This is a genomic window from Sorangium sp. So ce176, assembly GCF_051519835.1.
Lineage (GTDB): Bacteria > Myxococcota_A > Polyangia > Polyangiales > Polyangiaceae > Sorangium > Sorangium cellulosum_G.
In genome coordinates this window covers 2,014,203-2,027,513 of the sequence record NZ_CP150371.1, presented here as the reverse complement: position 1 = coordinate 2,027,513, position 13,311 = coordinate 2,014,203, and the positions used below count along the sequence as shown (strand labels likewise).

8 protein-coding genes are annotated in these 13,311 nt (G+C 71.9%); 4 read left to right on the top strand and 4 right to left on the bottom strand.

Annotation, left to right across the window (positions count from 1 at the left end):
- Nucleotides 1-8 precede the first annotated feature (8 nt).
- Nucleotides 9-1,049: a PEGA domain-containing protein gene (locus WMF42_RS07760; RefSeq protein WP_437691228.1), complete on the top strand. Its 1,041-nt coding sequence runs from the start codon at nucleotides 9-11 to the stop codon at nucleotides 1,047-1,049.
- 411 nt (nucleotides 1,050-1,460) lie between these two features.
- Here WMF42_RS07760 and WMF42_RS07755 read toward each other — a convergent pair whose 3' ends face one another.
- Nucleotides 1,461-1,679, bottom strand: coding sequence for a hypothetical protein (locus WMF42_RS07755; RefSeq protein ID WP_199693433.1), 219 nt, complete (start codon nucleotides 1,677-1,679; stop codon nucleotides 1,461-1,463).
- Nucleotides 1,680-3,107: 1,428 nt separating this feature from the next.
- On the opposite strand from WMF42_RS07755, the gene WMF42_RS07750 reads away from it, so the two are divergent.
- Both WMF42_RS07750 and WMF42_RS07745 read left to right on the top strand, forming a co-directional pair.
- Nucleotides 3,108-4,118, top strand: coding sequence for a PEGA domain-containing protein (locus tag WMF42_RS07750; protein ID WP_437691226.1), 1,011 nt, complete (start codon nucleotides 3,108-3,110; stop codon nucleotides 4,116-4,118).
- A 342-nt stretch (nucleotides 4,119-4,460) separates the two neighbouring features.
- The gene (locus WMF42_RS07745; RefSeq protein WP_233560972.1) at nucleotides 4,461-5,828 is read left to right on the top strand and encodes a hypothetical protein; all 1,368 of its coding nucleotides are present in this window, start codon (nucleotides 4,461-4,463) and stop codon (nucleotides 5,826-5,828) included.
- A 528-nt stretch (nucleotides 5,829-6,356) separates the two neighbouring features.
- On the opposite strand, the gene WMF42_RS07740 is transcribed toward WMF42_RS07745, so the two are convergent.
- The 3 genes from WMF42_RS07740 to WMF42_RS07730 form a co-directional block, all read right to left on the bottom strand.
- Nucleotides 6,357-8,414: a protein kinase domain-containing protein gene (locus tag WMF42_RS07740; RefSeq protein WP_437691223.1), complete on the bottom strand. Its 2,058-nt coding sequence runs from the start codon at nucleotides 8,412-8,414 to the stop codon at nucleotides 6,357-6,359.
- 5 nt (nucleotides 8,415-8,419) lie between these two features.
- On the bottom strand, nucleotides 8,420-9,955 hold the full coding sequence (locus WMF42_RS07735) for a protein kinase domain-containing protein (protein WP_437691221.1): 1,536 nt from the start codon (nucleotides 9,953-9,955) through the stop codon (nucleotides 8,420-8,422).
- Between the two features lie 227 nt (nucleotides 9,956-10,182).
- The gene (locus tag WMF42_RS07730; protein ID WP_437691219.1) at nucleotides 10,183-12,447 is read right to left on the bottom strand and encodes a protein kinase domain-containing protein; all 2,265 of its coding nucleotides are present in this window, start codon (nucleotides 12,445-12,447) and stop codon (nucleotides 10,183-10,185) included.
- A gap of 417 nt (nucleotides 12,448-12,864) precedes the next feature.
- On the opposite strand from WMF42_RS07730, the gene WMF42_RS07725 reads away from it, so the two are divergent.
- Nucleotides 12,865-13,206 (top strand): cupin domain-containing protein, encoded by a 342-nt coding sequence (locus WMF42_RS07725; protein ID WP_061605840.1) that lies wholly within the window; start codon nucleotides 12,865-12,867, stop codon nucleotides 13,204-13,206.
- Nucleotides 13,207-13,311 lie beyond the last annotated feature (105 nt).

The following is a 13,311-nucleotide window of genomic DNA, read 5'->3' as shown; positions in this document are numbered from 1 at the left end:
CTCTGACGATGAAGACGCGTCCCCTGCTGTGGGGCTTGAGCGTGGCCGTGGCGTTGACGGCGCCGACGGCCGGCGCGCAGCAGGCGGCCGCGCCGGCCGTCTCCGAGGAGACCGACGCGCTGACGGACAAGGCGCGGCAGCTCTACGAAGAGGGGAGACAGGCGGCAGCGGCAGGGAAATGGGCCGATGCGCACGCGTCGTTCCTCGCGGCGTGGGCGATCAAGCCGCATTACCAGATCGCGTCGAACCTGGGGGTGACCTGCCTCAAGCTGGGCAGGAACCGCGAAGCAGCAGAGTACCTGACGCGGTATCTTCGCGAGGCACCCGCCACCAAGGTGAAAGAGCGGCAGAGCGCGGAAGCCTCGTTGAACGAGGCGCTCGCGAAGGTCGCCTCCGTCACGGTACAGGCGGCGCCGCAAGGGGCGGAGGTCATTGTCGACGGGGTGGCCGTGGGCAAGGCGCCGCTCATGGATCCGGTGTTCCTGGACCCGGGGAAGCATGAGATCGGCGCGAGGCTCGACGGGCATGAGCCGGAGACGCGGTCGATCGTGGCCACGGCAGGGGGCAAGGAGACGGCGGTGCTGCAGCTCGAGCGCACGCCCTCTGCCCAGATCGGGGGGCGCGTCGACACATCGCTCTCTCCGGTGCCAGGGGCGCCGCGCGACGACGTGCGCACGGCGGTCCTCGTCGGAGGTGGGATCGCGGCCGGTGCTGGGGTGGCGGCGGGCGTGGTGTTCACGCTCCTGGCCAACGGGCGGGCAGGCGACGCGGAGACGTCGAGGCAAGAGCTGATCGTCGAAGGCGATGGATACGCGCTGTGCCCGGATCTCAATCCCGTGAAGTGCGCAGAGCTCAAGGACACGGTCCTCGCCAAGGTCGATCTGACGAACGCGGCGTTCTGGAGCTTCGTGGCGGGTGGGGCGATCGGCGCTGGCACGCTCGTTTACGGGCTCGTGACGATGAAGTCATCCGAATCGCGTCCGACCGTGCAGGTGGTGCCGCTCCTGGGAACAGGGGCTTCCGGGCTCCTGGTCAGCGGAAAGTTTTGAGCGGGCGTACGTGGAACAGAGGAGATTCAGAATGCGTCATCGTGCCCGTCTCGCTTCTGTGCTCTTGCTGGCGGTAGCAGCCATGGGCGCCGAGGCGGTCGGGTGCGTGGATCGCTATGATCCATCAGAGGGCTGCGAAGGCCCTGCTTGCACAACGGGAGGTGGTGCAGGCGGCCAGCTCGACCCGACGAAGAACTGCGACCTCACCGACAAGACCCTGCCCCCGGATGGATCCTGTGGGGTATTCGTGAGGTCGAGCGCGGCAGCCGGTGGGGACGGCAGCAAGGAGCGGCCGTTCCAGAGCTTCGCCGAGGCAGCCGCGACGAGCCCGAAGCGCATCTATGCGTGCGGTGAGATGGGAGCGACGTACTCCGAGGACGCTGGCGTGATCTTCAACGACGGAGTGAAGATCTACGGCGGCTTCACCGCGTGCGACGGTGCCTGGACCTGGTCACCCGAGGCGCGGGCGGCGCTCCAGGGGCCGGCCGACGCCATCGCCCTCACGCTGAACGGCGGCAACAACCGGCTCGAGAACCTCGACGTCATCGCCGCGGACGCCAGCGCCGCGGGCGCCGACTCCCCGGGGAGGTCGTCGATCGCGCTGCTGGCGAACGGCGGGGCGGTCACCATCGTCAATAGCAGGCTCGAGGCCGGCGAGGCGACGAACGGAGCGCAGGCGGGCACCATCGCGGAAGATCGGAGGCTCGACGGCACCAATGGCGATCCGGGCCTGGAGGCATGCAGCCCGGGAGCCACGCACGGGGGTCCAGCAGGACCAGTCACTCAGTGTGCTGACGGGCAATCCGAAGGAGGAAAAGGGGGCGACGGCGGTACCGTGACGGGTACTGTCGCAATGTACGACCGCGCCGATGCCGGAGACGGCACGTCCGGGAAGCCTGCCGGATCACAGCCGGCTCAAGGCGCAGCCGGCACCGGAGAAACGGCTGGCCAGCTGTGCACCGAAGGGAAGAATGGCGCGCCCGGTGATCCTGGCGAGCCAGCCCGTCCTTCCGAAGGCCTGGGCGCCATCGACGCGAATGGCTACACCGGAGCGCCCGCTGAGCGAGGTGGCACGGGCAGGCCCGGTCAAGGTGGGGGCGGCGGTGGCGGCGCCAGGGGAACAGCAGGGACGTGTGGGGGCAGCACCACCAGGGTCCTGCTGCCCGGCGCCAGCGGCGGCGCAGGCGGCAGCGGGGGCTGTGGAGGTCAAGGGGGCCACGCGGGGCACCCCGGGGGCTCCAGCATCGCGTTGGTTGTTGTCGAGGCGACTGTCTCCCTTGACGGAGTGAGCCTTGTTGCCAGCGACGCCGGAGATGGCGGCCCCGGAGGAGAAGGCCAGCTGGGTGGAAGTAGCAGCTCAGGTGGTGCCCGTGGGGCCCGGGCGGGTGATGCCAAGGAGAGCTGCGCCGGCGGGAGCGGTGGCCCGGGCGGCAATGGCGGCCCGGGTGGCGGTGGTCACGGCGGTCACGCCCTCGGCGTCGCCCTGCGTGCGGGGGAGTTGCGAGGAATCAGCAACGTCTCATTCACCCCCGGCGATGCAGGTACAGGCGCCCCGGGAGCAGGAATCGCTCCGGACAACGGTGCCTCAGGCGCGAATGGCCTCGCAGAAGAATGCTGGAATTTTGCCGACAATACGGCTTGCTCGGCCACTGCTCAGCCGTGACAAGTAGCTATCGCTCCGTGGGCGACCCCTGACCGGCTCTGTTTGCATGCTCTGCAACGACGACGGCGCTGGACAGGCCGGCGGAAGGGCATATGCAGTGCGCAGCACCGTCCCTGACCGCTCGTCCAGCCCGCTCGGCTGATGCCCGCGATGGCGGATTTCAATACTACAGGTCTGCTCTGGCGCCGGGAAGTCAGCAGAGCGAAACGCGACCGAGCCGTTGCACATGTCGCACCCCGTGGGGAACGGGACCACCAAAGCTTCCGTCACCGCTCGGAAGGGGTACGGTTCGAGCTCCAGGGTGGGTAAAGTGCTGCGGTAACCTTCTCCGAACCGCAGCTCCCTGGAGCAACGCCGGACTTATCATGACGACGAAGCGCCCGCTGCTGTGGACCTTGAGCGTAGCCATCACCTTGCTGGCGCCCGTCGCCGGTGCGCAGCAGGCGGCCCCTCGGGCCGAGACGCAGGAGAGCGACGCGCTGACGGACAAGGCGCGCCAGCTCTTCGAGGACGGGGTGAAGGCGGCCAAGGCGGGGAAGTGGGACGACGCGCACGCGGCGTTCCTCGCGGCGTGGGCCATCAAGCCGCACTACCAGATCGCCTCGAACCTGGGCGTGGCCTCCCTCCGGGTCGGCAAGCCCCGCGACGCGGCCGAGTACCTCACGCTCTACCTCCGCGAGGTCCCCGCGACGAAGGTCCAGGAGCGGCAGCGCGCGGAGGCGTCGCTCCAGGAGGCGCGGGCGCAGGTCGCGACCGTCACGGTGCGGGTCGCGCCGGACGGGGCCGAGGTGACGGTCGACGGGGCGAGCGTCGGGCGAGCGCCGCTCGCGGATCCCGTGTTCCTCGACCCGGGCCGGCATGAGGTGGGCGCGAAGCTCGACGGGCACGTGCCGCAGGCGCAGCCGGTCGCGGCGACCGCGGGCGGCACGGAGACGGTGGTCCTCGAGCTGAAGCGCGCCCCGGCGCTCGACGCGAAGCGCGCCGGCGCTGGCCCGGATGTCCCGACGGCGCCCAGGGGGTCGCGGGACGGCGCGAGGACGGCGGTGCTCGTCGGGGGTGGGATCGCGACAGGCGTCGGCGCCGCGGCGGGCGTGCTCTTCACGGTGCTGGCGAACAACAGGGCCGGCGAGGCCGAGAGGCTGAAGAATGAGCTGACCACCGGAGGTCAGAGCGGGTGCTCGAACACGTCCCCACCGGCGGCGTGCGTGCAGCAGAGCGAGGCGCTGGACGAGAGCGCGCTTTACAGCAACGTGGCGTTCTGGAGCTTCGTGGGGGCCGGCACTGTCGGCCTCGGGACGTTGCTCTATGGCTTCGTGAGCGGGCCATCGGAGCCTGAGGCTCGCGTGCGGGTGACGCCCACGGTTGGATTTCACGACGTGGGGGTCTCGGTTGGCGGCGCGTTCTGACGACGGTGACCTCAAGACGACGGAGAATGGATGATGCCTCGGACTGCTCGTACCGCCGCGCTGCTCGTCCTCGGGACCCTGGCCGCCAGCCTCGATCTTGCCGGCTGCTTCCCGTTCGCGCTCCACGATGATTGCGAGCACAAGCCCCTGTACTGTAGCGAGAACGGCGGCGGTACGGGGGGCGCGGGCGGCATGGCCGCCGGCGGAACGACCAGCGCAGGGACAGGCGGCGCAGCAGGGACCGGGGGCGCAACAGGGACAGGCGGCGCAGGGGGAGAGCCGACGCCGGTGGGGTGCGTGCCCAGCGACGGGCAAAGCTGGACCGCGGATGAGAGCTGCGGCGTGTTCGTGTCGACCACGGGGAGCGACGACGGAGCGGGGACGCCCGACGCGCCGGTGAAGACGCTCGCGCAGGCCATCCAGCTCGCCGTGACGAAAGAGGATGAGAGCGCGCGGCGCGTGTACGCCTGCGCCGAGAGGTTCGAGGAAGTCGTCACGGTGACCGCGGGCGTGACCATCCATGGTGGGCTTGATTGCAAGGCAAACTGGGGATGGGATGGTGAGAAAAAGACGATCCTCACGACGTCGCCCGGGGTCGTGCCTCTGACGATGCGCGCCGTGGGCGACACGGTGCGCCTCGAGGATGTCCACATCCTCGCTCCGAAGATCGATTCGAGTGATGCGGGGAAGTCCGCCATTGCAGCGATCGCCGATCGCTGCAAGGTCGCTCTGGTTCGTTGCACCGTCGAGGCGGGCGATGCGGCGCCCGGGGATTCGGGGGCGCCTCCTCCTGCGCAGCGCGAGCCAGGCAACGACGGCGCACGTGGCAATGACGCATGCTCTGCGGAGACGGTGTTTACCGCAATGCCGCTGCCCAATGATTGCGGCACACCGGATATCTCTGACGACTCGCTCGGCGGACGAGCCGGTATTGGCTACGCGGACCGCGGAGGCGTCGGCACCAGCGGCTCTCCCGGCGCGGAGATCAACCCCAACGCTGGCAGCTACGATGCCACAAACAACACGTGCAGCAATGGCCAGCGCGGTAGAAATGGTGATCTCGGCGAGGCAGGCGCAGGGGGACGCGGCATCGGCCAGCTCTCCAGTCTCGGTTACGCCGGTATACGCGGCCGCGACGGCAAGAACGGGCAAACCGCCCAGGGCGGCGGGGGCGGCGGCAGCTCCCGCGGGAATACATCATGCCCTGGTCTCAACAATGGAGGTGCCAGCGGCGGCAACGGCGGCGCCGGCGGTTGCGGCGGAGCAGGCGGCAAGGGCGGCTCTCCTGGTGGGTCGAGCATCGCCCTGCTGAGCCTCAACGCAAAGCTCACCTTCCGTGAGGTCCTCCTGATCGCCGGCAAGGGTGGCAAAGGCGGCGATGGTTCCGAAGGCCAGACAGGCGGACCGGGCGGCAGCGGCGGGACAGGCGGACTGCGTGGGCGCTATATGAACGGCGACCCGATCGCCGGCATGCTGGATGGCTGCGCCGGCGGGCCGGGAGGCGTGGGAGGCACCGGCGGCCGTGGCGGCGGCGGTCAGGGCGGCCATTCCCTTGGCATCGCCTTCCAGGGCACGCCGGACACCCTCCCGTCCCTCGACGGCGCCACCGTCCAGCGCGGTGCGCCTGGCGTCGGTGGCGAGGGCAGCAGCGACGAGTACGATGGTGATGCGGGTCAGGCCAGCGACCTGCTGGACTTCTCGGCTCTATAGCGCGCGCTCCGGCGCCGTGACCCCCTGCTGACGTCTTCCGCCTCGGTCAGCTCCTCGCCCCCGCGTTCCCGGCCGCATCGCACCAGGTTCGCTCTCCCGCGATGCCGGTGACACGCGCGCCCCTTCGGGCTGCATCGCCGCCTGCCGCTGCGCCTCGGCGGCCTGATCTTGCATCACGGCCGCCCCACGAAGCATCACCACCGGCTTCGCCCCGGCGACCGGCGCCTCGGCTCCCCCGCTCTCTCCGGAGGCACCGATCCACGAGCCTCACGAGCCCGCCTCCTCGGTCGCGGCCCAGACGACCTTCACGAGCCCGCCTCGTTGGTCGCGGCCCAGACGACCCCCATGCCGCCCTGCCCGAGCTTGCGGCTCAGGCGGTATCTTCTTGGCGAGCAGCATGCCCGGAAGCAGCTTCTACGCCTCGATCAGCTCCGAGATATGCCCCCGCGCCCTACTGCCTGCGCGGGCTTAGCATTGCCCCCGCGCGGCTGGAATCACGGCGCCGCGCGCCCGCCCGCCTGGCACCGCTCAGGGAGCGTAAGGGTCCTTCTTCCTCGCCTGCTCCCGCAGGCAGTTCGTCCGGATGAACCCCGTCTTCCCCGCGCACGGATCCGGAGCCGGCCGCCGGGCCGCGGGCTGCTGCGCCGATCGCGACGGCGCCGCCGTCGGCTGCACGGGAGGCTTCACCCCGGGCTGCGCCGCCGCGACGGACCGCACTGGCGCCGGGGCCGGCTGCGGCGCCGCGGTCCGCTGCGGCGCCGCGGCCACCGATACAGCCGGCGCCGCCGGCTGATTCTGCTCCGCCACCGCGGGCTCCGCGCCTGCGGGCTCCGCGCTCGCCGCGCTGTTCGCCGCGTCCGCCGCGCCCGCATCCGCAGGCTCATCGATCCCGGGCGGCTCGGGCGCAGCCGATGCCTGAGGCGGAGTCGTCGTCGCCGGCGGCGGCGCCTCCGTCGGCCTGGCGGCGGTCACATCGCTCTCGACGCCGGCCTCCGGCAGCACCTCAGGCGCGGCGGCGTTCTCCGCGGGCGCTGGCGAGCGCAGCGCAAAGAAGAGCACCACGCCGAGCAACCCAGCCGCGCCGGCGGCCAGCGCCGCCAGGACCGGACGAGGGGGAAGGCGATTCCATATCTCCTGTCGCCGCGGCGCCGTCGGCTGCGCTGTCGGCTGAGGAAGCGGCGTCGGTCGCGCTGCCCACGGCGACGACTGCCCCGCCCGGCTCACCTCCGGGCTCGGCGCGAGCGGCGCGGTCGCCGATTTCCCCGGCTCGTCCTGGCTCCACGCCGGCGCCGGCGGCACGCCCGTCCCGGCCTCCGGGGCCGGCGGTAGGGCATCGAAATCGAGCTTCTGGGTGAGCTCGGCGTTCCACACCGGCTCCGACGCCACGCTGCCCCTGGGCGACAGCGGCGCCTCGGCCGGCGCCGCGCTGGGCATCCGCACCGGCTGCGCCCCTGCCGGCACCGCGCTGCCCAGCGGCGAGAACGGCGCCACGCCGAACCCCGCGCTCGCCATCGGCGACAGCGGCGCGCCCGGCGGCATCTCGCCAGGCAGCGGCGTCCCCGCCCGCATCCCCCCGACGCCCCGCGGCGACAGCGGCGCGCCCGCCGACCCCGCCCCGGGCAACCCCGGCACCTCCGCCGGCGGCATCGGCCCGCCCGCGATCCCGCCGCCGATCCCGCCGATCCCCCCGCCCCCCACCGCGGCCCCCGCCCCCACGCCCGGCCTCGCCTTCCCGCCCGCGTACCCCTCGAGGAGCTCCGCCACCTCGGCCGCCGACCCGATCCGGTCGTCCCGATGGCGCGCCATGCACCGCGCCACGAGCTCCACGAGCCCCGGGTCGATCCGCCGCAAGTACCTGGAAATCTTCGGAATTTCTCCCGTCAGGATCCCGGTGAAGACCGCCCTCGCGTCCCCCTGGAACGGGCGCATGCCGGTCAGCATCTCGAACAACACCACCCCGAGCGCCCAGATGTCGGCGCGGTGATCCACGCTCGGCTCCGCCCTCACCTGCTCCGGGCTCATGTAGAGCGGCGAGCCGACAGCGCCGCCCGTCGCCGTGCGGACCCCGTCGTTCACGGCGAGGTTCTTCGCGACCCCGAAATCGAGCACCTTCACCACCGGCTCGTCCATGTCCGGCTCGCGGTGCAGGAAGATGTTCGCCGGCTTCAGATCGCGGTGGACGATATGCAGCGCGTGCACCGCGGACAGGCCCCGCGCCACGTCGCGCCCGATCGACGCCGCCACGTCCGCGTCGAGCCGGCGCCGGCGCTGGAGGAGCTCCGCGAGCGTCTCCCCCGTGAGGAGCTGCATCACAAGGAAGGGCTCACCGAAGTCGGTCTCCCCCATGTCGTACATGTCGATGACGTTGCGGTGCCGCAGCGCCCCGCCGTTCCGCCCCTCCCGCTGCAGCCGCAGCCGGAGCTCGGGATCCGGACGGTGAATCAGCTTCAGCGCCACCTCGCGCGACGTGGACAGGTTGAGCGCCGCCCACACCACACCCATGGATCCCTCGCCCAGCCGCCGCACCAGCTTGTACTTCTCGGCGATCACCAGGCCAGGAGCGATCTGCGTGAAAGACTTCGACATCGAGCTCAGCAGGGTTGTTCGAGGCGCAGCACGACGGCGCGCGAGATCTCTTTACCTATGGCCAACCAAGGGACGCCATCGAAGGTAGCACGCTCTGCGCCGCGCTCCCCCGGGCTCTCCACGCCGGCGCGCAACAGGAGGTACCCCGCGATCATGCCGATCCCCACGAGCACCGCCGCCGCGAGCACCGCCATCGCGACCCACACGACAGGCGACCGGGCAAGCTCGGGAGACGATCGCCTCGGCGGAGGGAGCGGTCCGAGCGGCACGGTGCCGCCGAACGACGCCGCCCTCGGCGCGGGCGCGCTCGGAAGCGCCGGAGACGACGCAAGCGCCGCCCGATGGACGGCCGCCTGATCCGGGGTGAGCTTGATCGTCCCGTGCTCGCCCAGCAGAGGATTGCTCGACATCGACCTCCGCTGCGCCGGCGTCACCGCGCCCCCGTCCGCCGGGAGCGCCGGCGCCGGCGACGCGCCCGCGCCCCGCGTCGATGCCGCCGCCGCCCCCCCGTGCCCGTGCGGAGACTGCAGATGGCCCATGGACAGCGGGAGCGGCGTCGTTGTCGCCGGCGAAGGTCCAGACGAAGCCCCGCCCCACGACCCTCTCCCCAGATGCTGCGGTATCTCATGACGCAGCTCCGGCGACGACCCCGGCGACGAGGGCAAACGCGGGGGCACCGACGGCGTGACGAACGACTCGAGCGCCGCCGCGACCTCGGCCGCCGAGCGCGGCCTCCGCTCGCGATCGCGCTGGAGACACTGCGTCACCAGGGCGTCGAGGCCGGGATCGATCTGCCAGACGAACTGCGACACCGACGGGATGTCGCCCTGGAGCACGCTCCTCAGGAGCTCATGCGCCCTGCCCTGGATCGGCCGCCGGCTCGTGAGCATCTCGAACATCACCACGCCGAGCGCCCAGAGATCCGCGCGCGTGTCGAGCTCGCCCTGCGCCCGCACCTGCTCCGGGCTCATGTACGCAGGCGAGCCGATGAGGATGCCTGTCGCGGTCCGCACCTGCTGAGGCCCGGTGACGAACTTGCTCACGCCGAAGTCGAGTATCTTGACGACGTAGTCGGTGTCGCCTGGCTCGGTGTGGAGAAAGATGTTGGACGGCTTCAGATCGCGGTGGATGATGCCGCGCTCGTGCGCGGCGGAGAGGCCGCGCGCGATGTCCCGGGCGATGCGCGAGGCCTCGGGGACCTCCAGCTTCCGCTTGCGCTTGAGCAACGACGAGAGCGTCTCGCCGGAGAGCAGCGGCATGACCAGGAACGGATCGCCGCTCTCGGTCTCGTCAGCATCGTAGATATCAACGATGTTCCGGTGGCTCACGGCGCCGCAGGCGCGCGCCTCCCGCAAGAGCCGGACGCGGAGCTCCGGATCGGGCCGCACGAGCAGCTTGAGCGCCACCTCGCGCGATGTGGCCTCGTTGTGCGCTGCCCAGACGACGCCCATCGCGCCCTCGCCGATCCGGCGCAAAAGGCGGTATTTGCCGCAAACGAGCGCACCTGGCGGCGGCGCGGCAGGAGGCGAGGGAGACTGCATGGAGTGAGCTCGCGTGAGGGCGGATGCAGTGGCAGATCGAGGGCGCTTGGGAAGAATTGTCGCAGGTGAGGCAGCGCACCGTCAAGCAAAGGCGTGGGCAGGCGCCCGGCCCCTGAGCACGGCATGCGTCCAGCACACGTGTTCGTCACCGCAGCGACGCTCGAGGCCAACGCCGCGACGATCGTGACTCCGGCGGGTGTAGCTGGATGGATCCGCCGAGAGCTCAGCTATTTCTTGTGCTTCGCCTCGCACTGCTTCCGCTCGAGAAACCTCAGATGAGCGCACGAGACCGCCGCCGGCGGCTTCGCCTGCTGCGATGTCACCAGAGGAGACGGCTGTGTCCGGATCGACTTCGCGCTGCTCGCCGTCCCCGCCACCGCCCCCGCGCCGCCGCTCGGCGCTGCGCCCGCGCCGCCGCTCGGCGTTGCGCCGGCGCTGTTCACCGGAACGGCGCTCGGCGCCGCCCCCGCGCCGCCGCTCGGCGTTGCGCCGGCGCTGTTCACCGGAACGGCGCTCGGCGGCGGCACCTCGGGCGGCGCGGACGCCGGCGGCGCCTCGTCGCGTAGCGCCGGGGGCTCCTCGTCCGGCGGCGGCGATCCCCCGCGCTCCGGCACCGCGCCCATGTCTCCGCCGGCGCTGTTCACCGGCGGCGCCAGGCTCCCGGGCTCCTCCGGCGCGGCGTGCGACGGCCCCCCCGAGCGCATCGCGATCAGCATCCCCACAAGGATGAGCGACACGGCGGCGGCCGCGATCGCCAGCGTCGCGGCCGTCCGCCGGCGCCTCCGATCGTCCTGCGGAGCCGCGTCCTGGGCGTCCTGCGCCCTGTGCGCGCCGGTCTGATGGACCGACGGATGGTTCGAGACGAGCGGCGTCGTCGACGAGCTCCCCGCCTGCGCCGACGTGCTCGACGTCGCGGCGGCGCCCGTCGCGGTGGTCGCGCCCGGCCTCGAGTCCGACGCGCCAGCGCCCGCCTCCGCCCCGAGCTTCACCGTGGACTCCTGGATCGAGCCCGACGGAGCGACGTAGCTCCCGGAGCCCGGCGCGACGGCAGGACCGCCGGTGCTCGCCCCCGCCTTCCGCTCCGGGATCGACGGCGAGCTCATGCGGACCGTGCTCCCCCATGACCCGCGCTCCGGGAACACCCCCGGCGCGGGCTGCGCCGCGCCCGCCTGCGCCAGCCCAGGATGCGCCAGCCCGGGCGCTGCAGACCCCACCGCCGAAGGCAGCGGCGTCGCCAGCGCAGCCGCGGCAGGCCCCGCCGCCGGATGCTGCCCCGACCCCGCGCGCTGCCGCGCCGCCCCGGCCGCCTCCGCGCTCCCGCGCGCGATCGGCAAGGTCGGCATGTCGTCGTCCCAGGGGGCACGCCCCGCCGACGGCAGCGGCGTGAGCTGCGCCGAGCTCCCCGGGCGCTGCGACGCCACCGCGCCCGCGCCCGGCAGCTCCTGCACCGGCACCGGCGCACGCGGCCCTCCGCCGAGCAGCGCCAGGGGCAGCGCGCCCGCGCTGCCCGCGTTCACCGAGATCGGATCCGCGATCGACGCCGGCGCCGCGAGGCCCGCGCTCCCCGACCCGGGCTGCGCCGCCGCGCCGCCAGCGCCCGGCTGCGGCCACGGCGCGTCCGCCGTCTGCCGCAGCGCCGCGTCTGCCCCCGCGCCCCGCGCCGCGTACCGATCGAGCAGCGCCGCGACCTCCGCCGCCGAGCCGATCCGGTCGGATCGCTCGCGCCGCATGCAGCGGGCGATCAGATCGACGAGGCCGTGGTCCACCCGCCTCAGGTACCTGGACACGGTGGGGATCTCGCCCGTCAGGATCCCCATGAACACCGACTGCGCGTCCCCCTGGAACGGGCGCATGCCGGTCAGCATCTCGAACAGCACCACCCCGAGCGCCCAGATGTCGGCGCGGTGATCCACGTTCGGCTCCGCCCTCACCTGCTCCGGGCTCATGTAGAGCGGCGAGCCGACAGCGCCGCCCTGCACCGTGTGCAGGCCGTCGTTGACCGAGAGGTTCTTGGCGACCCCGAAATCGAGCACCTTCACCACCGGCTCGTCCACGTCCGGCTCGCGGTGCAGGAAGATGTTCGCCGGCTTCAGGTCGCGGTGGATGACGTGCATCGCGTGCGCGGCCGCGAGGCCCCTCGCGACGTCGCGCCCGATCGACGCGGCCACCGGCGGCTCGAGCTTGCGCCGCCGCGCGAGCAGCTCGGCCACCGTCTCGCCCGTGAGGAGCTGCATCACAAGGAACGGCTCCCCGGCCTCCGTCTCCCCCATGTCGTAGATGTCGATGACGTTCCGGTGCCGCAGCGCCCCGCAATTGCGCGCCTCGCGCTGCAGCCGCAGCCGGAACTCGGCCTCGGGGCGGTGGATCAGCTTCAGCGCCACCTCGCGCGCGGTCGCCACGTTCACCGCCGACCAGACGACGCCCATCGCGCCCTCGCCGATCTGGCGCACGAGCCGGTACTTCCTGTCGATCAGCACGCCGGCTGAGAGCAAGGTCGGACTCTTCGGAGACGACATCAGCGACTTCCTGGCAGCGCAGCGCGCCTGGCCCTCACGGAGCGCGCCCGGACGACCGCGTCAATCAGCGCCGCTCCGGTGACAGGGCCGCGCTCCCCCTGCACCCACCGCCCCGCGCTCGCCCCGTGCGACCCATCCTTCGCGCGCTCCCGCGCGACGTACGATCCAGATCCCAGGTCCACGGGACGCGCCTCCAGTGAGATCCATCCTACAGGAGTTCGGACCGGCGGGATACGTTCTCTGCAACGAAAGACCGACGAGCAAAGACGGACGAGGAATGAGGGAGAAGCCCGATTCGCGTCAGCGAGGCTGGCGCCCACGATCGCGCCCGCGCTCCTCGCCAGACCAGGCGAGTGACCGGACGGATCGATCGACGACGAAAGCGAGGCGCACATGGGCGACACAACCATCATGAAGGTCTCCTCCGGCCGCTCCCCGAGAGGGCAGATGGGACAGAAGTACCTGGCCTCCGGAGTCCAGGTCTCGATGCGGCTCTGGGAGCGCGAGCCGCCCGGCGAGGAGAAACAGCCGACCGCACGCGATTATGAGACCGTGGGGTTCGTGATCGAGGGGCGAGCCGAGCTGCACCTCGAGGGACAGATGGTGCGCCTCGAGCCCGGCGATTCGTGGACGGTCCCTAAAGGCACATCACATTTCTACAAGATCATTGAACCGTTCACCGCTGTCGAGGCGACCAGCCCGCCGGCCAGCGTCCACGGGCGGGACGAGACCTGAGGAAGCTCTCTCCCGAGACCCCATCTCGACACGGGCTGTTCTCGGCTGCCCTCGACAGCTCGCCTCGACAGACGAGCTCGCTTGAGCTCGGCTGCCGTGCCACGC

Excerpts from the sequence above, each read along its gene's own strand:
- WMF42_RS07725 (WP_061605840.1), top strand. The coding sequence starts at position 12,865 with ATGGGCGACACAACCATCATGAAGGTCTCCTCCGGCCGCTCCCCGAGA.
- WMF42_RS07755 (WP_199693433.1), bottom strand. The coding sequence starts at position 1,679 with ATGGTGACCGCCCCGCCGTTCGCCAGCAGCGCGATCGACGACCTCCCC.
- WMF42_RS07760 (WP_437691228.1), top strand. The coding sequence starts at position 9 with ATGAAGACGCGTCCCCTGCTGTGGGGCTTGAGCGTGGCCGTGGCGTTG.
- WMF42_RS07740 (WP_437691223.1), bottom strand. The coding sequence starts at position 8,414 with ATGTCGAAGTCTTTCACGCAGATCGCTCCTGGCCTGGTGATCGCCGAG.
- WMF42_RS07735 (WP_437691221.1), bottom strand. The coding sequence starts at position 9,955 with ATGCAGTCTCCCTCGCCTCCTGCCGCGCCGCCGCCAGGTGCGCTCGTT.